At 71.2% G+C, this 24,133-nt stretch carries 26 protein-coding genes; 15 read left to right on the top strand and 11 right to left on the bottom strand.

Translation table 11 applies throughout. The features are described from left to right. Positions 1-13 precede the first annotated feature (13 nt). Positions 14-583, bottom strand: coding sequence for a dienelactone hydrolase family protein (locus tag ACFWGP_RS16395; protein ID WP_376931373.1), 570 nt, complete (start codon positions 581-583; stop codon positions 14-16). A gap of 67 nt (positions 584-650) precedes the next feature. On the opposite strand from ACFWGP_RS16395, the gene ACFWGP_RS16390 reads away from it, so the two are divergent. From ACFWGP_RS16390 to ACFWGP_RS16380, 3 genes are all read left to right on the top strand, one after another. Continuing rightward, the gene (locus tag ACFWGP_RS16390; protein WP_376931372.1) at positions 651-1,214 is read left to right on the top strand and encodes an ArsR/SmtB family transcription factor; all 564 of its coding nucleotides are present in this window, start codon (positions 651-653) and stop codon (positions 1,212-1,214) included. 145 nt (positions 1,215-1,359) lie between these two features. Further along, a complete protein-coding gene (locus tag ACFWGP_RS16385) occupies positions 1,360-1,935 on the top strand; it encodes a hypothetical protein (protein ID WP_376931371.1) in 576 nt (191 codons plus the stop codon). Positions 1,936-1,982: 47 nt separating this feature from the next. Further along, a complete protein-coding gene (locus ACFWGP_RS16380; protein WP_376931370.1) occupies positions 1,983-2,477 on the top strand; it encodes an inositol monophosphatase family protein in 495 nt (164 codons plus the stop codon). Between the two features lie 19 nt (positions 2,478-2,496). Here ACFWGP_RS16380 and ychF read toward each other — a convergent pair whose 3' ends face one another. Further along, complete coding sequence (gene ychF / locus ACFWGP_RS16375) at positions 2,497-3,570, bottom strand: redox-regulated ATPase YchF (RefSeq protein WP_231430438.1); 1,074 nt, start codon at positions 3,568-3,570, stop codon at positions 2,497-2,499. Positions 3,571-3,678: 108 nt separating this feature from the next. Between ychF and ACFWGP_RS16370 the strand changes: the two genes are divergently transcribed. Continuing rightward, positions 3,679-3,996, top strand: a complete 318-nt coding sequence (locus ACFWGP_RS16370; protein WP_231430436.1) for a helix-turn-helix transcriptional regulator — start codon at positions 3,679-3,681, stop codon at positions 3,994-3,996. After that, the gene (locus tag ACFWGP_RS16365) at positions 3,993-4,472 is read left to right on the top strand and encodes an SRPBCC domain-containing protein (RefSeq protein ID WP_376931369.1); all 480 of its coding nucleotides are present in this window, start codon (positions 3,993-3,995) and stop codon (positions 4,470-4,472) included. The genes ACFWGP_RS16370 and ACFWGP_RS16365 overlap by 4 nt, the downstream gene beginning before the upstream one ends. Positions 4,473-4,523: 51 nt before the next feature. On the opposite strand, the gene ACFWGP_RS16360 is transcribed toward ACFWGP_RS16365, so the two are convergent. After that, positions 4,524-5,270 carry a class I SAM-dependent methyltransferase gene (locus tag ACFWGP_RS16360; RefSeq protein ID WP_231430432.1) on the bottom strand — a complete coding sequence of 249 codons (747 nt, stop codon included), beginning with the start codon at positions 5,268-5,270 and terminating at the stop codon, positions 4,524-4,526. Positions 5,271-5,336: 66 nt separating this feature from the next. Between ACFWGP_RS16360 and ACFWGP_RS16355 the strand changes: the two genes are divergently transcribed. Both ACFWGP_RS16355 and rmuC read left to right on the top strand, forming a co-directional pair. After that, on the top strand, positions 5,337-5,942 hold the full coding sequence (locus ACFWGP_RS16355; RefSeq protein WP_231430430.1) for a 3'-5' exonuclease: 606 nt from the start codon (positions 5,337-5,339) through the stop codon (positions 5,940-5,942). Positions 5,943-6,044: 102 nt separating this feature from the next. Then, entirely contained in the window at positions 6,045-7,577 is a 1,533-nt protein-coding gene (gene rmuC / locus ACFWGP_RS16350; protein WP_376931368.1) for a DNA recombination protein RmuC, read from the top strand. A gap of 111 nt (positions 7,578-7,688) precedes the next feature. Here rmuC and ACFWGP_RS16345 read toward each other — a convergent pair whose 3' ends face one another. The 3 genes from ACFWGP_RS16345 to ACFWGP_RS16335 all read right to left on the bottom strand — a co-directional run bounded on the left by ACFWGP_RS16345 (position 7,689) and on the right by ACFWGP_RS16335 (position 10,423). Then, a complete protein-coding gene (locus ACFWGP_RS16345; protein WP_231430426.1) occupies positions 7,689-8,078 on the bottom strand; it encodes a VOC family protein in 390 nt (129 codons plus the stop codon). A gap of 210 nt (positions 8,079-8,288) precedes the next feature. Then, on the bottom strand, positions 8,289-9,278 hold the full coding sequence (gene glpX, locus ACFWGP_RS16340; protein ID WP_231430425.1) for a class II fructose-bisphosphatase: 990 nt from the start codon (positions 9,276-9,278) through the stop codon (positions 8,289-8,291). Positions 9,279-9,421: 143 nt separating this feature from the next. Next, positions 9,422-10,423 (bottom strand): fructose-bisphosphatase class II, encoded by a 1,002-nt coding sequence (locus ACFWGP_RS16335; protein ID WP_376931367.1) that lies wholly within the window; start codon positions 10,421-10,423, stop codon positions 9,422-9,424. A 117-nt stretch (positions 10,424-10,540) separates the two neighbouring features. On the opposite strand from ACFWGP_RS16335, the gene fbaA reads away from it, so the two are divergent. Together fbaA and ACFWGP_RS16325 are read left to right on the top strand one after the other, a co-directional pair. After that, complete coding sequence (fbaA, locus tag ACFWGP_RS16330) at positions 10,541-11,572, top strand: class II fructose-bisphosphate aldolase (protein WP_231430422.1); 1,032 nt, start codon at positions 10,541-10,543, stop codon at positions 11,570-11,572. Positions 11,573-11,580: 8 nt separating this feature from the next. After that, positions 11,581-12,240, top strand: coding sequence for a DUF6264 family protein (locus ACFWGP_RS16325; RefSeq protein WP_376931366.1), 660 nt, complete (start codon positions 11,581-11,583; stop codon positions 12,238-12,240). Positions 12,241-12,268: 28 nt separating this feature from the next. On the opposite strand, the gene ACFWGP_RS16320 is transcribed toward ACFWGP_RS16325, so the two are convergent. The 3 genes from ACFWGP_RS16320 to ACFWGP_RS16310 are packed head-to-tail and all read right to left on the bottom strand — an operon-like array spanning position 12,269 to position 16,760. Then, on the bottom strand, positions 12,269-14,290 hold the full coding sequence (locus tag ACFWGP_RS16320; protein ID WP_376931464.1) for an ABC transporter ATP-binding protein: 2,022 nt from the start codon (positions 14,288-14,290) through the stop codon (positions 12,269-12,271). A gap of 56 nt (positions 14,291-14,346) precedes the next feature. Further along, the gene (locus tag ACFWGP_RS16315) at positions 14,347-16,083 is read right to left on the bottom strand and encodes an ABC transporter ATP-binding protein (protein WP_275505648.1); all 1,737 of its coding nucleotides are present in this window, start codon (positions 16,081-16,083) and stop codon (positions 14,347-14,349) included. Continuing rightward, complete coding sequence (locus tag ACFWGP_RS16310) at positions 16,074-16,760, bottom strand: TetR/AcrR family transcriptional regulator (RefSeq protein ID WP_231430417.1); 687 nt, start codon at positions 16,758-16,760, stop codon at positions 16,074-16,076. Before ACFWGP_RS16310 ends, ACFWGP_RS16315 begins: the two co-directional genes overlap by 10 nt. A 92-nt stretch (positions 16,761-16,852) precedes the next feature. On the opposite strand from ACFWGP_RS16310, the gene ACFWGP_RS16305 reads away from it, so the two are divergent. Further along, positions 16,853-18,007, top strand: coding sequence for a low temperature requirement protein A (locus tag ACFWGP_RS16305; protein ID WP_231430413.1), 1,155 nt, complete (start codon positions 16,853-16,855; stop codon positions 18,005-18,007). A 12-nt stretch (positions 18,008-18,019) separates the two neighbouring features. Here ACFWGP_RS16305 and ACFWGP_RS16300 read toward each other — a convergent pair whose 3' ends face one another. Next, positions 18,020-19,063 carry a 4-hydroxy-3-methylbut-2-enyl diphosphate reductase gene (locus tag ACFWGP_RS16300; protein ID WP_231430412.1) on the bottom strand — a complete coding sequence of 348 codons (1,044 nt, stop codon included), beginning with the start codon at positions 19,061-19,063 and terminating at the stop codon, positions 18,020-18,022. Positions 19,064-19,150: 87 nt separating this feature from the next. Here ACFWGP_RS16300 and xseA point away from each other — a divergent pair, with 87 nt between their 5' ends. From xseA to ACFWGP_RS16275, 5 genes are all read left to right on the top strand, one after another. Beyond that, positions 19,151-20,419, top strand: coding sequence for an exodeoxyribonuclease VII large subunit (gene xseA / locus ACFWGP_RS16295; protein WP_376931365.1), 1,269 nt, complete (start codon positions 19,151-19,153; stop codon positions 20,417-20,419). 1 nt (position 20,420) lies between these two features. Then, positions 20,421-20,687 (top strand): exodeoxyribonuclease VII small subunit, encoded by a 267-nt coding sequence (locus ACFWGP_RS16290; RefSeq protein ID WP_376931364.1) that lies wholly within the window; start codon positions 20,421-20,423, stop codon positions 20,685-20,687. Further along, entirely contained in the window at positions 20,687-21,328 is a 642-nt protein-coding gene (locus ACFWGP_RS16285) for a DUF4245 domain-containing protein (protein ID WP_231430409.1), read from the top strand. Before ACFWGP_RS16290 ends, ACFWGP_RS16285 begins: the two co-directional genes overlap by 1 nt. Positions 21,329-21,343: 15 nt before the next feature. Then, positions 21,344-22,006, top strand: a complete 663-nt coding sequence (locus ACFWGP_RS16280; protein WP_376931363.1) for a carbonic anhydrase — start codon at positions 21,344-21,346, stop codon at positions 22,004-22,006. Between the two features lie 80 nt (positions 22,007-22,086). After that, positions 22,087-23,502, top strand: coding sequence for a class II fumarate hydratase (locus tag ACFWGP_RS16275; protein ID WP_374201103.1), 1,416 nt, complete (start codon positions 22,087-22,089; stop codon positions 23,500-23,502). 150 nt (positions 23,503-23,652) lie between these two features. Here ACFWGP_RS16275 and ACFWGP_RS16270 read toward each other — a convergent pair whose 3' ends face one another. Then, positions 23,653-24,045 (bottom strand): nuclear transport factor 2 family protein, encoded by a 393-nt coding sequence (locus tag ACFWGP_RS16270; RefSeq protein ID WP_275505644.1) that lies wholly within the window; start codon positions 24,043-24,045, stop codon positions 23,653-23,655. Between the last annotated feature and the right edge of the window lie 88 nt (positions 24,046-24,133).

Raw genomic sequence — 24,133 nt, 5'->3', positions numbered from 1 at the left:
GACCGCCTCGCGGTCAGACCGCGGCGAGGAACGCCTTCACCCGCTCCAGGAGCAGGGCGGATGCCTCGGGGTCGTACGCCTCGAGCGAGGAATCGACGAACAGGTGCTCGTCACCGGGGTAGACGAACAGTTCGGCGTCGTTCGTCGAGCCGACCAGTTCGCGCGCGGCGGGCAGGTCCTCGTCGAAGAACTCGTCGCCCTCCTTGCCGTGGATCTGCACCGGCACGCCCTCGGGCCAAGTTCCCCCGAACTCCGAGACGGGGATGCAGGAGAGCATGAGGAGCGCCCCGCGGGCACCCGGCCGCGTCTGCGCGAGTCGCTGCGCGATCGTCACGCCGAAGGAGAGCCCGGCGTAGACGAGGTCGGGGCCGAGCGCCGCGGCTGCGGCGGCGCCGCGCTCGCGGATCGCGTCGAACCCGGCTTCACGCGCGAACGCGAACCCCTCCTCGATGCTGCCGAACGTGCGGCCGTCGAACAGGTCGGGCGCGTGCACGGTGTGGCCGTCGCGTCGCAGGTCGTCGGCGAAGGCCCGGACGCCGTCGGTCAGCCCCTGGATGTGGTGGTAGAGCAGCACTTCGGCCATGTCAGCGGCTTCCCTCTCCGAATGATCGACTGTTTTGGATTATTCCATGATGCTAGTCTGTTCGATCATGGCGGACAACCCTCCGGACTACGCGCTCGCCGATCGGATGGCACTGACCGATCCCGCGCAGGTGAGAGCCATCGGGCACCCGGTCCGCACCACGATCCTGCAGCTCCTCCACGAGCGGGCTGCGACGGTCAGCGAGCTCGCGGAGGCCATCGGGCGCCCCAAGAGCACGATCGCGCATCACGTGGACGTGCTCGCCCGCAACGGCCTGCTCCAAGTGGTGCGGACGCGGAAGGTGCGGGCGATCGAGGAGCGCTTCTACGGGCGAACGGCGCGCATGTTCTACGTGGCGGCCGAGTCGTCATCCGCCGGCGGGGAGGCCTCGGGCGACTTCAACGACTTCGAGGTCGCGGCACGCGAGTCGGCGACGGCCTTCGAGCAGGGAAGGCTCTGGGGCTTCATCCGGCATGCGCGGATCTCGGAGGATCAGGCCTCCGAGTTCTGGGACCGGATGGCCGAACTGGTCGAATCGTTCGACCGGTTGCCGAGGTCGGGCGAGACCGTCTACGGGTTCACGATCGGCATCTACCCCATGTCATATCCGGCCCTGCCCACCGCGGAGTAGACACCGCGCGCCTCGACGTCGGACCGGGATCCGACGAGGCCGACATCGGCGCACCGACGCAGAGAAACGGCCCCGGCACAACCCCTTGTCCGGCGCGCGCGCCGGCTCGTTGAATGATGCTGTCGCCGAAAGGGTGGAATCACTCATGGATACGAGCATCTGGATCTGGATCGTCGTCGCGATCGTCGTGGTCGCGATCATCGTCGCCGTCGTGGTCTGGGCCACGTCGCGGCGCCGGGCCGAGGCGCGGGCGGAGGCCGATCGCCGTCGTGCGGCTGAGCTTCGGGAGAAGTCGGACGAGACGGCCCGGGACGCCCGCGAGCAGGCCGCCGCGGCCTCGCAGGCCGAGGCCGCCCGGCTCGCCGCCGAGTCGAACGCCGCCGAGGCCGAGGCATCCGCCGAGCGCGCCAGGCTGGAAGCGGATCGGCTGGCGCGCGAACGAGCCGAACGCGCGGATCGTGCGGCTCACCTCCAGGAGGAAGCGGATGAGCACGCCCGCCGTGCGGCGGACGTCGACCCCGACGTGTCGACCGAGACGACTCGCGCCCGCCATGCGAGCAGCGACGACCAGGACGGTCACGTCGACGAGGACGAACGCGTCGCCGCGCGGGCGGCGGACGAGCGGACCGCCGTGGACGATGCGCACCCCGCGGCCACGAACGAGGCGGCTGTGGACCCCGGCCGCGATGATCCCCGGCGGGCGGACGGCACTGCCGTGTGACGCCGACCCGAGCGGCGCGTGCGAACCGTTGAGGCCACAGTCCATGCATGGAGCTGACTGACGCCGAGGTCGCCGTCGCCGCCGCCCGGGCCGGTGCGGAGGTGGTCGCGCGCACGTATGGCGACGACCAGACCCGGTTCGCCAAGTCATCCACGGACTTCGCGACCCAGACCGACATCGACGCCGAGACGGCCATTCTGGAAGTCCTCTCCGAGCACCGTCCGGATGACGCACGGATCGGCGAAGAACTCGGCCGCTCCGGAAGCGAGCGCACCGAACGGCGCCGGTGTGGCCTGGGTCGCCGCGGGGCGCCGGTCGGCCCACATCTCGGATGGGCGCCTCCGGGACAACCTGCACTTCGCGGCGGGCATCGCGCCCTGCGAGGCGGCGGGCTGCGTCGTCAGCGACCTCGGCGGCAACGCCCTCCACACGGGTCGCGGGCTGGTCATCTCAGCGGACCCGGAAACGCACGACCGGATGCTCGCCGTCGTCGAACCCCGTCTTCGAGCGCGGCACGGGAGCGCGTGATTCCGCCCGGCTGAGGCATCAGTCGCGGAAGACTCACACGTTGAAGCGGAACTCCACCACGTCGCCGTCCTGCATGACGTAGTCCTTGCCCTCCATGCGGGCCTTGCCCTTGGCACGGGCCTCGGCGACCGAACCGGTCTCGACGAGGTCGGCGAACGAGATGACCTCGGCCTTGATGAAGCCGCGCTCGAAGTCGGTGTGGATGACGCCGGCAGCCTGCGGGGCCTTGTCGCCCTTGTGGATCGTCCACGCGCGCGACTCCTTGGGGCCGGCGGTGAGGTAGGTCTGGAGGCCCAGCGTGTCGAAGCCGACGCGCGCGAGCTGGTCGAGGCCCGACTCGTCCTGTCCGGTCGAGGCGAGCAGCTCGGCCGCATCCGCGGGGTCGAGGTCGATGAGCTCCGACTCGATCTTCGCGTCGAGGAACACCGCCTCGGCGGGAGCGACGAGCGCCGCGAGCTCTGCCTTCTTCGCGGCATCCGTGAGCACCGCCTCGTCGACGTTGAAGACGTAGATGAAGGGCTTGGCGGTCAGCAGCCCGAGCTCCTTGATCGGGGCGATGTCGACCTTCGACGCCGAGAGCGGGGTGCCGGCCTGCAGCACCTCGAGCGCCTCCTTCGCAGCGGCGAGCACCGAGGGGTCGAGCTTCTTGCCCTTGACCTCCTTCTCATAGCGCGTGATGGCGCGCTCGAGGGTCTCGAGGTCGGCGAGGATGAGTTCGGTGTTGATGGTCTCCATGTCGGCCTTGGGGTCGACCGCGCCGTCGACGTGCACGACGTCGGAGTCGCTGAACCCGCGCACGACCTGGGCGATCGCGTCGGCCTCGCGGATGTTCGCGAGGAACTTGTTGCCGAGGCCCTCGCCCTCGGAGGCTCCGCGGACGATGCCGGCGATGTCGACGAACGACACGGCCGCGGGCAGGATGCGCTCCGAGCCGAAGATCGAGGCCAGCTGCTCGAGGCGCGGGTCGGGCAGGTTCACCACGCCGATGTTGGGCTCGATCGTCGCGAACGGGTAGTTCGCCGCGAGCACCTGGTTCTTGGTGAGGGCGTTGAAGAGGGTGGACTTGCCGACGTTGGGCAGGCCGACGATGCCGATAGTGAGAGCCACGGGGGTCTATCGTACCGGTCCGGTGATGGCGGGCCCATGAGCGCGGTGGCGCGGATGCCTCGCGCCGGCACTTGCCTCGGCGCACCAGTAAGTGGTAGCTTACCGTTCGTGGAGGCTTACCAAGTGCTCGACGCGCTCGGAGACCCGACCCGGCGCCGCATCGTCGAACTGCTGGCGACCTCGGGGCCGCTCTCGGTCGGCGAGGTCGCCGCTGGACTGCCCGTGAGCCGGCCCGCCGTCTCGCAGCACCTGCGGGTGCTCGCGAGCAGCGGCCTCGTCACGCACGACGCGGTCGGCACCCGCAACATCTACCGCCTCGACGACCGCGGCGCCGAGGCCCTGCGCGGCTGGCTCGACGAGTTCTGGTCGGCCGCGCTCTCCCGCTTCGCGGAAGCCGCGGAACGCGAATCGAAGGAGTCATCGTGAACGAGGACGTCATCAAGGACGACATCCCGGGCGAGCCCGCCCCTCCGGCCGACGCGATCGTGAAGACCGTGCACGTGCCGCTCGCACCCGACCGGGCGTTCGAGCTCTTCACCGCCCGCATCGCCGAGTGGTGGCCGCTCGCGACCCACTCGGCCGGCCACGAGGACGCGGTCGACCTCGCGATCGACGGCCGGGTCGGCGGGCTCATCGTCGAGACGCTGCGCGACGGCTCGACGAGCGTGTGGGGCACGATCACCGGATGGCAGCCGCCGCACGCGCTCGCCTTCACGTGGCATCCCGCCCTCGGACCCGAGGAGGCGACGGAGGTCGCCGTCGCGTTCGCGGCCGACGCGGCCGGCTGCGCCCTCACGCTCGTGCACACGGGCTGGGCGAAGCGCCGAGACGGCGACGTGCGGGACCGCTACGTCACCGGGTGGGAGTTCGTGCTCGGACGGTTCGTCGCCGCGGCGGCCTGATCGCCTGCGAGCGGCGTCGGCCCCGGGGCATCCGCCGCGCAGGGATGTCGATCAGGCGAGCCGCGCCCGGAAGCAGCGCGTCAGGTACGGCACCTCGAGCTCGTCTCGGCCGACGAGATCGGGATGCCGGGCGAGCAGTTCCTCGAGCTTCGCGATCGTGTCGGCCTGCTCGACGGCGCCGGCGGTGATGAAGGTCGAGCGCGAGCGCACGAGGTCGAGGAAGCCGTCGCGGCTCATCCGCGCCGCCCAGGCCACCGTGTGCTCCTCGATCGGGCCGAACGGTGCGCCGATGCGCACGTACTCCTCGAAGCCGGCGCTCGCGTCGTGGCGCTCCTGCATGATCTCGCCGGCCTCGCGCAGCCAGCCGACACTCGTGTCCCGGCTGTTCCAGACGAGGCCGAGCACGCCGTCCGGGCGCAGCACGCGCGCGATCTCGGGCACCGCGCGCTCGGGGATGAACCAGTGCCACGCCTGCCCGACCACGACCGCGTCGACGGCGTCGTCCTCGATCGGGATGTCCTCCGCCGTGCCGAGGATGCGCGGCACCCCGGGCACGGCGATCTCGAGCTCGTCGAGCATCTCCTCCACGGGGTCGACCGCGATCACCTCCCGATCGAGTTCGACGAGCGCCTGGGTCAGCTTCCCGGTGCCCGCGCCGAGGTCGAGCACGCGCTTCGCATCGCCCACGAGCCACGCGACCGCCTCGGCGGGGTAGCCCGGCCTGGCCGCGTGATACACGGATGCCGCGGAGCCGAACGATCGCGCGGCATGCTCGTTCTCGGGGCCGAGGGGATTCATGGTCCCCATTCCATGCCGGCGGCGAGGCATCCGTCAACCGTCGGCGGGCCGTGCGACGATGCCCGCATGCCAGTGGATTTCACCGCCATCGACTTCGAGACCGCGAACTCCTCCGGCGCCTCGGCCTGTTCGGTCGGGCTGGTCAAGGTACGCGACGGGCGCGTCGTCGACCGGGCGTACTGGCTGCTGCGCCCCCCGTTCCCCCACGACGAGTTCAACGAGTGGAACGTCCGCATCCACGGCATCACGCCCGACATGGTCGCGGACGCCTCGGGCTGGGCCGCGCGCCTCGACGAGTTCCGCGAGTTCACGGGCGACGACTGGCTGGTCGCCCACAACGCGACCTTCGACATGGGCGTGATCGCGAAGACGAGCGAGGCCTTCGGCCTCGAGGCGCCCTCCCACCGCTACCTCTGCAGCCTGCAAGTCGCCCGCAAGACGTACCACCTCGACTCCTACCGCCTGCCCGTCGCGGCGATGGCCGCGGGCTTCGAGGACTTCTCGCACCACAACGCCCTCGACGACGCCGCGGCGTGCGCGGCGATCATGGCGCACGCCGCGCAGCGGCACGACGCCGACGACCTCGATGCGCTCGCGCGCATCACGGGCGTGCGCGTCGGCATGCTCGGCGCGGCGCGGCCGGCGGCCGTGCGGGCTCCGGCGGTCGAGTAGGCGCGCTGCGCCGTATCGAGACCACCGCGACCATCGGCGTCGAGACCCCGCTCCCCCGAGCGCCTCGCCCCCGATGTCGGCGGCCCCTGCGACACTCGTGGCATGGAGATCCTGCTGCTCATCATCGGCCTCGTCGTCGGCATCGCGCTCGGCGCGCTCGGCGCGTGGTTCCTCGCGCAGCGACGCGCCGCCGGGTCACCGGTCGACGCGACGGTCGTCGAAGACCCCGCGCTCGTCGCCGCGCGGCACGAGCGCGAGCTCGTCGAACTCCGGGCCGCGGGCGAAGCCGCGCTCGCTCGCGCCGTCGCGGCCGAGCAGCAGACCCAGGCCGAGCTGCGCGCCGACCTCGCCGCCGCGTCGGCCGCCGTCGACGGGCTGCGCGAGCAGCTCGACCAGCAGCGGGCGCAGCAGCGCGATGCGGCCGAGCAGCAGCGGGCCGACCAGGCCGAGCGGGCCGAGCGCGAGAAGCGCGAGAGCGCGGTGCTGCAGGCGCTGAGCCCCGTGCGCGAGACGCTCGCGAGCATGCAGCAGAAGGTCTCGGAGCTCGAGCAGCAGCGCAGCTCCCAATACGGCTCGCTGGCCGAGCAGCTCAAGCAGGCCCAGGCCGCCGACGAGCGGCTGCGGGCGACGACCGAGTCGCTCGCGAGCGCCCTGCGCTCCAACAGCACGCGCGGAGTCTGGGGCGAGACGCAGCTGCGCCGGGTGGTCGAGGCCGCGGGCCTGCTCGAGCACGTCGATTTCGGTGTGCAGCACTCGATCTCGACCGATGCGGGCCGTGGGCGTCCCGACATGGTCGTCTACCTCCCCGGCGGCAAGTACATCCCGCTCGACTCGAAGGTGCCGCTCGAGCACTACATCGAGGCGTCCTCGATCCCCGAGACGGCCGTGGGCGAAGAGGCGGCGCGGCGCAAGTCGCTCATCGAACGGCACGTCAAGGCGGTTCGCCTGCACATCGACGCGCTCTCGAAGAAGACGTACTGGCAGGGCTTCGACGCCTCGCCCGAGTTCGTGATCGCGTTCATCCCGAACGAGTCGCTGCTCTCCGCCGCGCTCGAGGCCGACGCCACGCTCCTCAACTACGCCTTCGAACGTCGGGTCGCCCTCGCGTCGCCCGTCAACCTGTTCGCGGTGCTCAAGACGATCGACTACGCGTGGCAGCAGCAGGCCGTCTCCGACGAAGCGAAGAAGCTGTTCGACCTCGGCAACACCCTCTACCAGCGCATCGGCGTGCTCGCCGGTCACGCCGACGGTCTGCGCAAGGCGATCGAGCGCACGGTCGACAGCTACAACAAGTTCGCGAGCTCGCTCGAGTCGAGGGTGCTCGTGACCGCACGCCAGTTCCCGGGCATCAACGAGGCGAAGCTCGTGTCCGTCGCCGAGCCGCAGTCGATCCACGAGTCGCCGCGTCGCCTCACCTCGCCCGAACTGACCGAGGGTGAGGCGGCCGTCCCCGCCCCGGTCGCCGACGACCCGATCCAGAGTGACGACCACGCGGCCCAGGTCGCCGCGAGCGAAGCGGTCGACCGCGCCACGCCGACCACCGCCTTCGACGAGGGCGACGACGCGCTGCTTCCGCTCGATGACGCCTTCGAAGGCGCCGACATCGACCCCGAGGTCCGTTCAGCCTCGAACTGACGCGGTCCGACGGCGGCGTGCGTTGCACGAGCGCGCGGTCGCCGGCGGGCGTCGACCCGTCGCGCGAGCGCAGCGGCGCGAGCGCGCGCACGTAGCGCCGACGCGGGCGTCTCAGGGCTGCAGCACGCTGAGCACGTTCCCCGCGGGGTCGCGGAACCAGCAGATGTCGGGTCCCGTCCCTGCCTCGCGGCCGTGCGCGATGCCGCGCTCATCGGTTCCGTAGTCCAGGTCGCCCGCGTAGATCTTCGTCACCACACCGGCGGCGTTGAGCTCGTCGGCTGCGGCGTCGACGTCCGCGACGACGAAGTTCAGCACCGTGAAGCCGGCGGGTTCGTGATCGGGCTTGCCGTACACGAACAAGGTCTGGCCCGACGGCAGCGTCAGGCGAAGACCGCCCATGTCATCGGCGACATCGAGCCCGATCACGTCACGGTAGAAGTTCCGCGCCGCGTCGATGTCGTCGACCGCGAGTCCCGGAAACGCGTCCAGCATCTGCACCATGGCTCCCCCTCGGGTCGAGTGCACGCAGCGTGCGGACACCCTGCGCCGAGCCTCGCAGGTCCCGTGCACCGCGGCAAGGCCGCGCGGAGCGCACGATGCGCTGCGCTCCCGCGCGAACTCGTTCGGGGCGCACTCCCGCAACTCGAGAGCCCTGCCGAACTCCGACCTCCGGGAAAGCCCCCGGAGCGACGGAACGAGCCCTGACGAGCCTCAGTCCTCGTCGAGCCACTTCGAGGCGAGGTGCTCCGCCTGGATCCGCCGCAGCGTTCCCGACTTCGAGCGCAGCACGACCGACTCGGTGACGATGTAGTCGCCCTCGCGCTTCACGCCGGCGACGAGCGCGCCGTCGGTGACGCCGGTCGCGACGAAGAAGGTGTTGTCGCCGCGCACCATGTCGTCGATCTCGAGCACCGCGTCGACGTCGAGGCCGGCGGCGATGCCCCGCTCGCGCTCGGCGTCGTCCTTCGGCGCCAGCCGGCCCTGCATGAAGCCGCCGAGCGCCTTGACGGCGCAGGCCGTCGTGATGCCCTCGGGGCTGCCGCCGATGCCGACGCACATGTCGATGCGGCTGCCGCTGCGGGCCGCGTTGATGCCGCCCGCGACGTCGCCGTCGAGGATGAGGCGGGTGCCGGCGCCCGCCGCGCGGATGTCGGCGATGAGCTGCTCGTGGCGCGGGCGGTCGAGCACCGCGACGAGGATGTCTCCGACGTCCTTGCCGAGCGCCGCGGCCAGCGCACGGATGTTGTCACCGATGGGCTTGCGGATGTCGACGACCCCGTGACCCGCAGGCCCGGTCACGATCTTGTCCATGTAGAACACGCTCGAGGCGTCGAGCATCGTGCCACGGTCCGACACGGCGAGCACCGACAGCGCGTGCGATCGGCCCGCGGCCGTGAGCGAGGTGCCGTCGATCGGGTCGACGGCGATGTCGCAGGCCGGTCCGTTGCCCGAGCCGACGCGCTCGCCGTTGAAGAGCATCGGCGCCTCGTCCTTCTCACCCTCGCCGATCACGATGACGCCGTCGAAGTCGACGGTCGAGAGGAACGCGCGCATCGCGTCGACGGCCGCGCCGTCGGCCGCGTTCTTGTCGCCCTTGCCGATCCACGGCACCGCTCGGATCGCCGCCGCCTCAGTCGCCCGCACGAGCTCGAGCGCGAGGTTGCGATCGGGGTGGTGGAACAGGCTGGCTTCGTTGCTCATGAGCGGGGTCCTCCAGGACGCGTCTGCGCCGTGGTCGTGCCGCGGCGCGCCGATCGGCGGTGATCCCGCCGTTTCGAGCCTAACGAGCCGACCGCGCCATCCGATGAAATTCGGCGGCCCACGGCGCGCAAGTTCGACGATTCTTAACCGTCGAGCAAGTCGACCCACCCGGCCACGCGTTCGGAGGTCGACCAGCGGTGCACCCGTGCCCCACCCGGCATCGCCAGCACGCCGGGCAGCGAGACGCCGATCTCGCAGTCCGTGACCGCGGCGAGGAGCAGGTCGACGGCCTCGACCGGCGCGGCGCAGAGGACGTCGAGAGCCACGACGTCGTCGATCGGGCGGACGCCCGCGAGGTGGGCGAGCACGCCGACCCGCTCGCGCTCCGACTGCGGCGCGAACCGGGCCAGCATCGAACCGCCGAGTGCACGTGCGCCGGTCGCCACGATGACGCCTTCGGGCGCCCCGCCGATGCCGACCACCGCGTCGAGGCCGGCGATTCCACCCTGTTCGCCGTCGGTGCGCGATGCGGACGACCGGCCGTGCAGCACCCGGAGGCTCAGCTCGACGTCGCCGTGCTCGAACAGCTCGACCCGACCGCCCGCTGCTTCGACCGCCTCGGCGTACGGCCGATTGCGAGGTCGATCCTGCACGGCGACCAGCACCTCGTCCGGCGCAACACCGCGCCGCGCCGCGGCGGCGGTCACGACCCGCACGACCGCGCCCGCGATGCCTCCCTCCGAGGCATCCGGCGCCGTGATGCCGGGCACCCACGTGACGAGCTTCTCGAGGTAGTGCGCCGGCCCGAGATCGAACAGTCCGCCGCGCGGTGCCACCGCGATGACCGCCATCGCACCGGGGCGACCGGCGGCGGCGAGCCGGGTGCCGTCGACGGGGTCGACCGCGATGTCGATCGCAGGGTCGCCCGGCCGTGCACGACCGAACCGCTCCCCCCGGTGCAGCATCGGCGCATCGTCCTTTTCCCCCTCGCCGACGACGACCCTCCCGTCGAACGGCACGTCGGCGAGCGCGGCGCGCATCGCGGCGACCGCCACGGCGTCGACCGCGTGGCCGTCGCCGGAGCCGATGAGGGGCAGGCAGGCGGCGGCGGCCCGCGCGACGGCGGGCACGAGCGACGAAGTCATGAGCCCATCCTGCCCGCCGTTCATCGTCCGCCGCGCGCCGCAGGTCATCAACATCTGAGCCTTGCTCGCGAGTCGTTAGACTCGTGCCGAACCCACTGTCGTCATCGAAGGAGCACCATGCCCATCGCCACCCCCGAGCAGTACGCCGAGATGCTGGACACCGCGAAGGCCAAGGGCTTCGCGTTCCCCGCCTTCAACGTCTCGAGCTCGCAGACCCTGAACGCGGTGCTCCAGGGCCTCACCGAGGCGGGTTCGGACGGCATCATCCAGGTCACGACGGGCGGCGCCGACTACTTCGCCGGCCACACCGTGAAGGCCCGCGCGACGGGCGCCCTCGCCTTCGCGCGCTTCGCGCACGAGGTCGCGAAGTCGTACCCCGTCACCGTGGCCCTCCACACCGACCACTGCCCGAAGCCGGCGCTCGCCGACTTCGTCTTCCCGCTCATCGAGGCCTCCGAGGCCGAGGTGAAGGCGGGTCGCAACCCCATCTTCCAGTCGCACATGTGGGACGGCTCGGCCGTGCCGCTCACCGAGAACCTCGACATCGCGAAGGAGATCCTCCCCCGCATGAAGGCGATCAACGCGATCCTCGAAGTCGAGATCGGCGTCGTCGGCGGCGAGGAGGACGGCGTCAAGCACGAGGGCTCCAACGAGGCGCTCTACACGACCCTCGAGGACGCGATCGCGACGGTCGAGGCGCTCGGCCTCGGCGAGCAGGGCCGCTACATGGCCGCCCTCACCTTCGGCAACGTGCACGGCGTCTACGCACCGGGCAACGTGAAGCTGCGTCCTGCGCTCCTCAAGGAGATCCAGGACGGCCTCGCCGCCAAGTACGGCACCGGTGAGAAGCCGCTCGACCTCGTCTTCCACGGCGGTTCGGGCTCGACCGACGCCGAGATCGCCGAAGCCGTTGCGAACGGCGTCGTGAAGATGAACATCGACACCGACACGCAGTACGCGTTCACGCGTTCGATCGCCGGCTACATGTTCCAGAACTACGACGGCGTGCTGAAGGTCGACGGTTCGGTCGGCAACAAGAAGCAGTACGACCCGCGGGCGTGGGGCAAGGTCGCCGAGTCGGCGATGGCCGTGCGCGTGGGTGAGTCGACCCGTCAGCTCGGGTCCGCCGGCCAGTCGATCACCGCGTAGGGCACCGGATGACTCCCGACGAGGCCGCTCGTACGCCCGACGACGCCGTGGCCGGTGCCGCTGCCCCGCAGCCGCCGGTCACGCCGTCCGCCGACGAGCGGCCTCGTCCGAGATACGGCGAGTACGCCCCGGAGGGGTGGACCTGGCAGCCGCCCGCCGACCCCCACTCGGCCGGCACGAACCACGCGCCCGACGCTGCCGGCCCGGCAGCCGGTTCGGCACGCTCCGCCGGCGCCCCCGTCCCGGCGTACGCCCGGCCCGGCGCGGTCGCCCGGCCGACCGACCGCGCCTGGACGGTCGCGCTCCTCGTCTTCGGCGCGATGGGCGCCGTCTACAACGTGCTCTCGCTCGTCTCCCTGCCGTCGAGCATGCTCCAGTCGCTGCAACTGACGGCCTCGATGCTCGGCACCACGCCGCCGACCGAGTTCAACGCCGGGCCCGTGACGCCCATCGCGATCGCCGTCGGCGTGATCGCGCAGCTCGCACTCTGGTTCGGGGCACTCGTCTGGTCGCGCGCACGCATGCGGGCCGGCACCAGCTCGTGGTGGATCCCGCTGCTCGCCGGCGTCGTCGCGTTCATCGTCGTGATGATCGTGACCTACGTGGTGGCGTTCAGCGACCCGGCCTTCGCCGAGTTCTTCCTGACGATTCCGACGGCGGCCCCCTGACGGGCGCCGCGGCGTATCCGCCCCTCCCCTACCCGAGCGCCTCGATCGCGCCCGTCTCCGGTTCGGCGGTCGCCGACTCCACCGCCTCCGCGTCGCGCTCGTCCTCGCGGGCCGTCTCCTCCTCGCCGTCGACCGGCGCCGCGAACTGGGCCTGGTAGAGCCGCGCGTACGCACCGCCCGCGGCGAGCAGACCCGAGTGCGTGCCCTGCTCGACGATGCGGCCCGACTCCATCACGAGGATCAGGTCGGCGTCGCGGATCGTCGACAGCCGGTGCGCGATCACGAACGACGTGCGATCGGCGCGCAGCGCGTTCATCGCGTGCTGCAGCAGCAGCTCGGTACGGGTGTCGACCGAGCTCGTCGCCTCGTCGAGGATCAGCACGGCCGGCTGCGCGAGGAACGCACGCGCGATCGTGACGAGCTGACGCTCGCCCGCCGAGAGGTTGGAGGCCTCGTCGTCGAGCACGGTGTCGTACCCGTCGGGCAGCGTGCGCACGAATCGGTCGACGTAGGTCGCGCGGGCGGCCTCGAGGATCTCCTCCTCCGAGGCATCCGGCCGGCCGTAGGCGATGTTCTCGCGGATGGTGCCCGAGAACAGCCACGTGTCCTGCAGCACCATGCCCATGCGCCCGCGCAGCTCGTCGCGCGTCATGCGCGTGATGTCGACGCCGTCGAGCGTGATTCGCCCGGCGTCGAGCTCGTAGAACCGCATGATGAGGTTCACGAGCGTCGTCTTGCCGGCGCCGGTCGGCCCGACGATCGCGATCGACTGCCCGGGCTCCGCGGTCAGCGAGAGGTGCTCGATGAGCGGCTTCCCGGGGTCGTAGCTGAACGACACGTCCTCGAACACCAGGCGACCGGATGCCTCGCCGGGCGCGGCCTCGGGCACCTCGGGCTCTTCGGGGTCGACCACCTGCTCGTCGGCGTCGAGCAGCTCGAACACGCGCTCGGCGCTCGCGACGCCCGACTGCAGCAGGTTCGCCATGGAGCCGAGCTGGCTGAGCGGCTGCGTGAACTGGCGCGAGTACTGGATGAACGCCTGCACGTCGCCGAGCGAGATCGAGCCGCCGGCGACCATGAGCCCGCCGACGACGGCGATCGCGACGTAGACGAGGTTGCCGACGAACATCATGGCGGGCATGATGATGCCGCTCACGAACTGGGCGCCGAAGCTCGCCGTGTAGAGTTCCTCGTTCTTCTCGTCGAACGACTGCTCGACCTCGTGGCGCCGCCCGAAGACGCGCACGAGGGCGTGGCCCGAGTAGGCCTCCTCGATGCGGGCGTTGAGCGTGCCCGTGTGCGTCCACTGGGCGATGAACTGCTTCTGCGACCGCTTCGCGATGATCGTCGTGATGAGCAGGGTCAACGGGATCGTCACGAGCGCGATCACCGCGAGCAGCGGCGAGATGACGAACATCATGACGAGCACGCCGACGACCGTGAGGAGCGACGTGAGCAGCTGGCTCATCGTCTGCTGCAGGGTCTGCGAGATGTTGTCGATGTCGTTCGTCACCCGCGAGAGCAGTTCGCCGCGCTGCATCTTGTCGAAGTACGACAGCGGAAGCCGGTGGATCTTCTCCTCGACCTCGCGGCGCAGCCGGTAGACCGTGCGCTGCGTCACGCCGTTCAGCACATACGCCTGCGCCCAGCCGAACAGCGAGGCGAGCACGTAGAGCAGCAGCACGAGTCCGAGCACCGCGGCGAGCGCGGCGAAGTCGATGCCCTGCCCCGGCACGATGTTCTGCATCGACGCGATCATGTCGGCCTGCTGGGTGTCGCCCGAGGCGCGCAACTGGTCGACGACCTGCTGCTGGGTGACTCCCGCGGGCATCTGCAGCGAGACGAACCCCTCGAAGATGATGTTCGTCGCCTGGCCGAGGATCTTCGGGCCCAGCACGCTGAACACGACGCTCACGACGCCGAGCAGGATGACGAGCACGACGAGTGCACGCTCCGGCTTCAGCCGCCCGATGAGCCGCTTCGCGCTCGGGCCGAAGTTCATCGACTTCTCGGCGGGCATGCCCATGCCCGCCATCGGGCCGCCGCCCATCGGCCCGCGACGCACCGGCGGGCGCGGCGTCGCCGCCGCCTCGGTCTTCTGCTCGCTCACGCTGCCGCCTCCTCTGCGCTCAGCTGGCTCTCGACGATCTCGGCGTACGCCTGCGAGGTCTCGAGCAGCTCGTCATGGGTGCCGCGAGCGGTGATGCGGCCGTCTTCGACGACGAGGATCTGGTCGGCGCCCGTGATCGTCGCGACGCGCTGCGCGACGACGATCATCGTGGCGTCGGCGACGTCGCGCTGGAGTGCGGCGCGGAGCCGCTGGTCGGTCGCGGTGTCGAGCGCCGAGAACGAGTCGTCGAAGAGGTAGATCGGCGGTCGCTTCACGAGCGCCCTCGCGATCGAGAGGCGCTGCCGCTGACCGCCCGACACGTTCGTGCCGCCCTGCGCGATGGGGGCGTCGAGGCCGCCCGGCATGGCGGCGACGAAGTCGCGCCCCTGGGCGGTCTCGAGCGCCGCCCACAGCTCGTCGTCCGAGGCATCCGGGTCGCCGTACCTGAGGGTCGAGCCGACGGTCCCGGCGAACAGGTAGGGCTTCTGGGGCACGAGGGCGAACTGCGCGTTGAGCAGCTCGGGGTCGAGATCGCGCACGTCGACGCCGCCGACGAGCACGCTGCCGCTCGTCGCGTCGAAGAGCCGAGCGGCGAGGTTCACGATCGTCGTCTTGCCGACGCCCGTCGAGCCGATGATCGCGGTCACCTCGCCGGGGCGGGCCGTGAAGCTGAGGTCGTGCAGCACGGGTGCCTCGGCTCCCGGGTAGGCGAAGCTCACGCCCCGGAACTCGACGGTGCCCGGCGCCGTGAGCGCGATGACCGGCTGCACCGGGTCGTGCACCGTCGACTCGGTCTCGAGGACCTCGCCGATGCGGCCGGCCGAGACGACCGCGCGCGGCAGCAGGAACGCGATCATCGTCGCCATCATGACCGCCATCAGGATCTGGATGAGGTAGCTGAGGAACGCCGTGAGCGACCCGACCTGCATCGACCCGTCCTCGACGCGGAACGCGCCGAACCACAGCACGGCGATGCTCGAGAGGTTGAGCACGAGCATGACGATCGGGAAGACGAGCGCGAACAGCCGGCCGGCCTTCAGCGCCGTGTCGGTGAGCGCGTCGTTGGCGTCGTCGAAGCGCTCCGACTCGACGCCTTCGCGCACGAACGCGCGGATGACGCGGATACCGGTCAGCTGCTCGCGCAGCACGCGGTTGACGCCGTCGATCTTGCGCTGCATCGACTGGAAGAGCGGCACCATGCGGCTGATGATGAGCCCGACCGAGATGAGCAGCACGGGTACGGCGACGACCATGATCCACGACAGCGCGAGGTCCTCCTTGAGCGCCATGATCACGCCGCCGATCGCGAGGATGGGCGCCGAGACGAGGATGGTGCAGCTCATGAGCACGAGCATCTGCACCTGCTGCACGTCGTTCGTCGAGCGGGTGATGAGGCTCGGAGCGCCGAATCGCGACACCTCCTGCTCGCTGAAGTCGGCGACCCGGCGGAACACCGAGCGGCGCACGTCGCGCCCGAGGCCCATGGCGGTCTTCGCACCGAAGTAGACCGCCGTGATCGAGGCGGCGACCTGCACGAGCGTGATGCCGAGCATGACCGCGCCGGTCGAGAGGATGAAGCCCGTGTCGCCGGTGGCGACGCCGTCGTCGATGATGTCGGCGTTGAGGCTCGGCAGGTACAGCGATGCGATCGACTGCACGAGCTGGAAGAAGATCACGGCGGCGACGAGCCAGCGGTACGGGCGCAGGTACGTTCGCAGCAGTTTCAGCAGCATGGTTCGGTTCCCCTCGGGGCGGCGGTTCGGGTGGCGGGGTGGTCTGCGGGCGCGGCGGATGCCTCGGCGGCGGTGTCGCGCCGGCCGATGATGCCGTGCACGATGAGGTCGGCGAGCCGGTCGGAGTCGAGGCCGGTGGTCTGGGCGAACTGCGGCATCGCCGACGAGAACGCGATGATGCGCACGAACGCGAACACGTCGGCGGGCGGCACCCGCAGTCGTTCGAGCTCGGGCGCGAGCAGGTGCTCGAAGATGGCGACGATCGCGCCGGGGTCGATCGACTGCGGCGGGCGCGGCCGGGCGCCGAGCGCGGCGAAGACGCCGAAGATGCCGCTGAAGCGGTCCTGGAAGCGGTCGATGACGAGGCGCATCTTGAGGTCGAGCGGCAGGCCCGGGTCGATGCGGCGCAGCGCCTCGCGGAACGGCTCGGGGTCGAGGAACACCTCGACGGCCGCGTCGATGATCGCCTCCTTGTTGTCGAACACGCGGAAGAGCGTGCCCTCGGCGACACCGGCCGCCTCCGCGATCTGCCGGGTCGTGACGTCGCGACCGTACTGCGAGAGCAGGGGCACGGTGGCCGCGGCGATCGCGGCCCGCCGGTCGTCGACGGACATCGGCTTGGCCCGGCCCTGCCTGGTCGGTGGCGGGGTCGATGCCTGGGCGGGCGGCATGGTCATGAGCGCGAGCGTAGCACTGAGTGAGCGCTCACTCACATCATGTTCGCCGAGGGCGAGCGACCCGGCGGCCGCGCCTGCGCTACCGTGGCGACGTGCCGAGCCGCGACCTCCCCGCCGACCGCATCGCCCGCATCGCCTCACGGGTCTCGACGGTCGAGCTCCTCTTCGACCTCGTCTTCGTCTTCACCATCAGCCGCGTCGCCGAGATCGTCGTGCATCAGCCCGACGTCACCGGCATCGCGCAGGCCGCGCTCGTGCTCGGCCTCGTGTGGTGGATGTACGACGCGTTCGCCTGGCTCACGAATCAGGCCGCGCCCGACACCGCGTTCGTGCGCATCGCGCTCATCGGCGCGATGGCGGCGTTCCTCGTCATGTCGCTGGCGATCCCCGAGGCGTTCGGCGCGACCGGCGTGCTGTTCGGCGCGAGCTACATCGTCGTCGCCGTGATCCACGCCGCCCTGTTCATCCACCGGGGCGGCCGCGCCGCCGCGCGACGCATGCTCGTCGTCGGACCGTCGAACGTGCTCGTCGGCGTGCTGCTCGTGTGCTCGGGCTTCGTCGAGGGCCCGCTCGACTGGGTGCTCTTCACCCTGCCGTTCGCCGCTTTCTTCATCTCCGCCGCGCTGAGCTCGCGCGGCGGGTTCGACCCGGGCGCGACGCACTTCGTCGAGCGGCACGGGCTCGTCATGATCATCGCCTTCGGCGAGTCGATCGTCTCGGTGGGCGTCGGCGCGACCGGCCACGAGATCGAGCCGGCGCTCATCGTCGGCGCGGTGCTCGCGGTCGGGCTCGTCGCCGCACTGTGGTGGTGCTACTTCACCGGTGACGACGAACGCGCGGAGCGGGCGATCGCCGAGGCGCCGGCCGAGGCGCGCACCCGCCTCGCCCTCGTCGCCTTCTACCTCGAGCACCTCGCGATGATCTTCGGCCTCGTGCTGCTCGCGGCGGGCCTGCACGAGCTGCTCGGCCATGCCTTCGCCCCGGCCGAGCCATCCGGCGCCTGGCTCGTCGCGGGCGGCACGGCGGTGTACCTCGTCGCCGACGCCGCCTATCGGCGCACGCTCTCGCTCGGCCCGATCGCGTGGCGGCTCGGTGCCGCGGCCGTCGCCCTCGCGACCGCGCCGCTCGGCGCGTTGGCCTCGGGCGCGGCCCAGCTCGCCGCGGTCATCGCGATCGTCGCCGCCGCACTCACGCTCGAGGCGGCGTCGGCGGGTCGCCGCGAGCCCGTCGCCGCGACGGCGGGCTGATCGGGGCTCGCGTCAGGCGTCGGCGGCGCGGTTGCGGCCTCCGAGCGCACGCGCGTCGCGATTGCCCTGGAGGTCCTTGCGGAGCTCCTTCGGCAGCGAGAACATGAGGTCCTCCTCGGCCGTCTTCACCTCGTCGACCTCGGCGTACCCGGCGTCGGCGAGCTCGAGCAGCACTTCTTTCACGAGGCCCTCGGGCACCGAGGCGCCGCTCGTGACGCCGACCGTGGCGACCCCGTCGAGCCACTCCTGGCGGATCTCGCTCGAGTAGTCGACCCGGTACGCCGCCTTGGCCCCGTTCTCGAGCGCGACCTCGACGAGGCGCACGCTGTTCGACGAGTTCGCCGAACCGACGACGATCACGAGCTCGGCCTCCTGCGCGACCTTCTTGATCGCGACCTGGCGATTCTGGGTGGCGTAGCAGATGTCGTCGCTGGGCGGGTCCTGCAGATTCGGGAACCGTTCGCGCAGGCGCCGCACCGTCTCCATCGTCTCGTCGACCGAGAGCGTCGTCTGCGAGAGCCACACGACCTTGTCGGGGTCGCGCACCTCGATGTTGGGCACGTCGTCGGGGCTGTTCACGAGGGTGACGTGATCTGGCGCCTCGCCGGCGGTGCCCTCGACCTCTTCGTGGCCCTCGTGGCCGATGAGCAGGATCTCGAAGTCGTCGCGCGCGAACCGCACGGCCTCGCGGTGCACCTTCGTGACCAGCGGGCAGGTCGCATCGATCGCGTGCAGGCCGCGGTCGGACGCGGCGTTCACGACGGCGGGCGCGACGCCGTGGGCGCTGAACACGATGTGGGCGCCCTCGGGCACCTCGTCGACCTCGTCGACGAAGATCGCCCCCTGCTTCTCGAGCTCGGTGACGACGTGGATGTTGTGCACGATCTGCTTGCGCACGTACACCGGTGCGCCGTAGTGCTCGAGCGCCTTCTCGACCGCGATCACCGCGCGGTCGACACCGGCGCAGTAGCCTCGGGGCGCCGCGAGCAGCACGCGCTTGGGTCGGTCGACCGGGTTATCCTTGAGCCGGCCGCGCACGCTCGGGATTCTGGGCATGCCAAGGCCGATCCGCGGGGCATCAGTCAAGCTCGTCACGATGCCGAGTCTACGCGGCGCACGCAGGCGGGCGGCTGGGAGGCCACGGTGACGGATGCTCCGGCGACACGCGAGGCGCCGTGGCCGGTCGCTCTCCTCTCGGGCAAGCTCAAGCAGTACATCGATCGTCTCGGAACGGTGTGGGTCGAGGGCGAGCTCACCCAGTGGGGCGTGTCGGGCGGCAACGTCTACGGCAAGCTGAAGGACCTCGACGCCGACGCGACGGTCTCGTTCCAGATCTGGTCGTCGGTCAGGGCTCGACTCGGCGAGGAGTTCAAGCAGGGCGACCGCGTCGTCGCCCTCGTGAAGCCGAACTGGTGGGTCAAGGGCGGCTCGCTGTCGATGCAGGTCTTCGAGATGAAGCACGTCGGCCTCGGCGACCTGCTCGAGCGACTCGAGCGTCTGCGAGCCCAGCTCGCAGCCGAAGGACTCTTCGACCGCGATCGCAAGCGTCGGCTGCCGTTCCTCCCGGGCGTCGTCGGGCTCGTCACCGGCAGAGACAGCGACGCCGAGAAGGACGTGCTGCGCAACGCGCGGCTCCGCTGGCCGGCCGTCGAGTTCCGCGTCGTGCACGCGGCCGTGCAGGGCGACCGCACCGCGAGCGAGGTCGTCTCGGCGATCCGGCGCCTCGACGCCGACCCCGACGTCGAGGTCATCATCGTCGCGCGCGGCGGCGGCGACTTCCAGAACCTGCTCGGCTTCAGCGACGAACGGGTCGTGCGCGCCGCCGCCGAGGCGACGACCCCCATCGTGAGCGCCATCGGGCACGAGGCCGACCGACCCCTGCTCGACGAGGTCGCCGACCTGCGCGCCTCGACCCCGACCGACGCGGCCAAGCGCGTCGTGCCCGACGTCGGCGAAGAACTGCTGCGCGTCGAGCAGGCCCGCGCCCGCATCGCACTCCGCCTGCGCACGCTGGTCGCCCACGAGATCGACCGCGTCGGACACCTGCGTTCTCGCCCGGCGCTCGCCGACACCTCGTGGATCGTCGACCGCCGGGCCGAAGACCTCACGCGCTGGGTCGCACGCGGCGTCGAGCTCGTCGAGCGTTCCATCGAACGGCAGACGCACCGGATCGGCGAGCTCCGCGGTCACCTCCGGGCGTTGTCGCCGCAGGCGACGCTCGACCGCGGGTACGCGATCGTGCAGGGTACCGACGGACACGTCGTGACCTCGCCGGCCGCTGCGCCCGTCGGCGCAGCGCTCACGGTGACGCTCGCCGCCGGCGCCATCTCGGCGAGATCCGAGGGCGAGGCGCCGGCGCCGGCCCGATCGGGCGACGCGGGCGCGACCGAGCCGGTCGGCGGCGGCGAATAGAATGGGCCCCATGCCCTCCACCCCCGATGTCGCCGAGCTGAGCTACGAGCAGGCGCGCGACGAGCTCGTGCGCGTCGTCGGCGAGCTCGAGCAGGGTTCGGCCACGCTCGAGCAGTCGCTCGCGCTGTGGGAGCGCGGCGAGGCCCTCGCGGCCCGCTGCGAGGAGTGGCTCATCGGCGCGAAGGCACGCCTCGACGCGGCGCGGGCCGGCACCGCGGCATCCCTGTCGGGTCGCGACTCGGCCGACCCCGAAGGCGACGAGCGCTGATGGCCGAACGCGCACCACGGGTCGTCGCCGAGCTCGGCCGCCCCGAGACCCCGGCCGAGACGGCCGCCCGCAAGGCCGACGCCTCGCTCAAGCACCGGCAGCGCCAGACCCTCAAGAACCTCGTGCTCGCGCTCGGCGCGAGCCTCGCGATCGTCGTCGTGATCGTGCTCATGGTGCCGCGCAGCGACACCCCGATCGATCGCGACATCGACGTCTCCGCCGTCGCCGAGCAGGTGCAGGCGGTCCGCGACGAGCCGATCGCCGTGCCCGAGCTGCCCGAGGGCTGGCGCGCCAACGCCGCCGAGCTGCGTACCGACAAGACCGACGACGTCACCGCCTGGTACGCGGGTTATCTCACGCCGAGCGACGAGTACCTCGGCCTGTACCAGGGCTTCGACGCGAACCCGACCTGGGTCGCGAACCAGCTCGCGCGCACCCTCGCGACGGGGACCGTGAACATCGACGGCGTCGACTGGACCATCTACGACAACCGCAAGACCGACGCCGACGTCGGCAACGCGCGGTACGCACTGACCACCGAGTCGGGCGGCAGCACCTTCGTGCTGCTCGGCACGGCCACCCCCGAAGAGTTCGCCACCTTCGCCACGGCGATCACGCCGACGATCGAGGCGCAGGACTAGACCACGAGGAGCCACGTGACCGAGCAGCCGAACGATGCGCCCACCGCCCGTCCCGACACTCCGGCCGCCACGTGGCGCGAGTTGCGCCGGGGCAACGAGCGCTTCATCGCCGGCGAGCCCGAGCACCCCCGCCAGGACATCGACCACCGCGGCTCGCTCGCGCGCGCCCAGCGGCCCATCGTGGCGATCTTCGGCTGCAGCGACTCGCGCCTCGCCGCCGAGATCATCTTCGACGTCGGCCTCGGCGACGCGTTCGTCGTGCGCAACGCCGGCCAGGTGGTGACGCCGTCGGCCCTCGGCTCGCTCGAGTACGCCGTGGGCATCCTCGACGTGCCGGTCATCATCGTGCTGGCACACGACGAGTGCGGGGCGGTGCGCGCCGCGATCGACTCGCAGGCGCCCGACGCCGCGCCGCTGCCGCCTCACATCGCGGGTCTCGTCGAGAAGATCGTCCCCGCGGTGCGCAAGGTCGCCGGCGGCGACGGCCCGATCGAGCCGAGCCATGTCGACACCGCGTTCGTCGGTCGTGAGCACCTGCGCAACACCGTCACCGAGCTCGTCGAGAGCTCCGAGATGATCAGCGACGCGGTCGCAGCAGGTACGCTGGCTATCGTCGGCGCGAACTACCGACTGTTCGAAGGTCGCGTCGAGACCGACATCGTCATCGGTCGCATCTGACGCCGCCGCGCGCGGCATTCGCCGGCCGCGCCGGCATCGCAGCCGGGCCCACCGGCATCGCAGAAAAGGGGAAGCACACCGTGGTGGACAACGCCGCCGACTACCGCATCGAACACGACACGATGGGCGAGGTGCGGGTGCCCGCGCGGGCCCTGTACCGGGCGCAGACGCAGCGCGCGGTCGAGAACTTCCCCATCTCGGGGTCGGGTCTCGAGCCCCAGCAGATCCAGGCGCTCGCCCGCATCAAGAAGGCGGCAGCGCAGGCCAACGCGCGCCTCGGCGTTCTCGACCAGGGCATCGCCGACGCGATCGTGGCCGCCGCCGACGAGGTCATCTCGGGCGCACACGGCTTCACCGAGCACTTCCCGGTCGACGTGTACCAGACCGGCTCGGGCACGAGCTCGAACATGAACATGAACGAGGTGCTCGCGACGCTCGCGACCTCGAAGCTCGGCAGCGCCGTGCACCCGAACGACCACGTCAACGCCTCGCAGTCGTCGAACGACGTGTTCCCGACCTCGGTGCACATCGCGGTGACGGCCGCGCTCATCGACGACCTCATCCCGGCGCTCGACCACCTCGCGGTCGCCCTCGAGGCGAAGGCCGAGCTGTGGGCCGGCGTCGTGAAGGCCGGTCGCACCCACCTCATGGACGCGACGCCCGTCACCCTCGGCCAGGAGTTCGGCGGCTACGCCCGCCAGGTGCGCCTCGGCATCGAGCGCGTGCGCTCGGCGCTCCCCCGCGTCGCCGAGGTCCCGCTCGGCGGCACCGCCGTCGGCACGGGCATCAACACCCCGGCCGGCTTCCCGCAGCTCGTCATCGAGCTGCTGCAGTCCGAGACCGAGCTGCCGATCACCGAGGCGGCCGACCACTTCGAAGCGCAGGCGAACCGCGACGGCCTCGTCGACGCGTCGAGCGCGCTCCGCACGATCGCGGTGAGCCTCACGAAGATCGCCAACGACCTGCGCTGGATGGGCTCGGGCCCGAACACCGGCCTCGGCGAATTGCACATCCCCGACCTGCAGCCGGGCTCCTCGATCATGCCCGGCAAGGTCAACCCGGTCGTGCCCGAGGCCGTGCTCATGGTGTGCGCCCGGGTCATCGGCAACGACGCGACCATCGCGTGGGGCGGCGCCTCGGGCGCGTTCGAGCTCAACGTGCAGATCCCGGTCATGGGCACCGCGCTCCTCGAGTCGATCCGCCTGCTCGCCAACTCGGTGCGCGTCCTCGCCGACAAGACCATCGACGGCCTCGAGGCGAACGTCGAGCGCGCGACGGCCCTCGCCGGCATGTCACCCTCCATCGTGACGCCGCTCAACAAGCTCATCGGCTACGAGGCCGCCGCGAAGATCGCGAAGCACTCGGTCGCCAAGGGCATCACGGTGCGCGAGGCCGTCATCGACCTCGGCTACGTCGAGCGCGGCGACCTGACGGTCGAGCAGCTCGACTCGGCCCTCGACCTGCTCTCGATGACGCGCCCCCCGCAGGCGAAGTAACGTCACCGATGAGGATGCCTCGTGCCGGCTGCCGGCACGAGGCATCCGTCGTGTTGGGCAGGTGCGAGAAAGCTCGACGCGCGTCGGGCGGCGCCCCCAGGGGCGGAGCTGGCCGCGGCGCGATCTCTGGGCCGGCGAGCCGGTCACGACTCAGGCGATCGGCTCGACCAGATGACGTCGCCACTCGGGCGCCGCGTCGCCGCCGCGCGTCGTCCAGTACTCGCGACCCTCGACGATCAGCCCCTCGCGCACGCGCCAGAAGGAGGCGGCACGGAACACGCCGACGCCCTCGTGCGGCACCTCGACCTCGGAGACGACCCGGTCGCCGTCGGCGACGATCGAGATGATGCGGATCGACCACCCCTCGGGGTATTCGGCATTGACGGCGACGAAGTTCTCGGGGCCGACGATGCGCTCGAGCGAGGCGAACCACTCGACGACGAGCTCGTCGGCGAGCAGTGCGCGCACACCCGCCCAGTCCCTGGCCTGCATCCTCGTCCAGAGGGCTCGGATCACGTTCGCGGGCGCGGTGTCTGCAGGCATGCCGATATCGTGCCGCCTTCCACCGACATCGCGCACTGCGGCATCGGCTTCCACGCCCGCGGTCCAGCGCCCGGAGAGGCTCGGTGCG

This window comes from Agromyces sp. NPDC127015 (genome assembly GCF_042725165.1).
Taxonomy (GTDB): domain Bacteria; phylum Actinomycetota; class Actinomycetes; order Actinomycetales; family Microbacteriaceae; genus Agromyces; species Agromyces chromiiresistens.
Note: the sequence above shows the minus strand (reverse complement) of the source record. Positions and strands in the feature narration are given on the sequence as shown.